Source organism: Brachybacterium sp. HMSC06H03, assembly GCF_001807385.1.
GTDB lineage: Bacteria > Actinomycetota > Actinomycetes > Actinomycetales > Dermabacteraceae > Brachybacterium > Brachybacterium conglomeratum.
The window spans coordinates 8507-9196 of sequence record NZ_KV788918.1 but is presented as its reverse complement, the minus strand read 5'-3'; the positions used below and the strand labels follow the sequence as shown (position 1 = coordinate 9196).

Sequence of the window (690 nt, the reverse complement as noted above, 5' to 3'; positions counted from 1 at the left end):
CCGAGCACGACCAGCAGCGCCGCGAGACCGGCCAGCCCGCCGAGGACGACGGGCGCCCCGAGCCGCACGAGCCACGACGGGCGCGGCGCGGACACCTCGCGGGAGGCGGGGCCGCGGACCGTGCCCTCGAGCGCCGTCTGCTTCGGTCCCCACAGGTCGCGCCGCTCCGCGGTCGCCTTCCACGGCAGGTCCTGGGCGCCGGGGGCGACCGGCCTGTCGGCCGACGGCTCGGTGGGTCGTGCATCGGCCGACGCGGTGGCCGGGTGGAGAGGAGGCGCTGAGGCGCCGCCCGACGGGACAGGTGCTGGTGGGCGGAGCCGCTCGTCGCCGGCAGCGGAGCCGACCGATGGGTCGGGGACCTGCGGGCCGGGCTGCTGGGCCGGAGAGCCGGACTGGTGGGCCTGCGGGGGCGGCGAGCCGGGCGCGAAGGGGTCCGGGAACCGGCTGCTCCCGCTGCTCGGCCGCTCGGCCGAGGGTGTCTCTCCTGCGCTCACTGCGATTCGCTGTCCTCCCCGGGACGGTGACGAGGCCCGAGCGCCGGCCCGTGCAGGCGGGGGACCGCCCCGAGGGCCGTGCGCACGCCTCGTCCTGGGCGTGCTGGAAGGCTACCGCGAGCAGCTGGACCGCAGGTGGACGCGGGCTGGATTCGGGGGATGGGGGTGGGCATGGACGTTCTCGGATCGGCGGGGG

The 690-nt window shown here is 78.1% G+C and carries 1 pseudogene; it reads right to left on the bottom strand.

Features of this window, described 5'->3' with window-relative positions:
- Positions 1-494, bottom strand: a pseudogene (locus HMPREF3159_RS13570) (hypothetical protein); the annotation flags it as partial.
- Positions 495-690 lie beyond the last annotated feature (196 nt).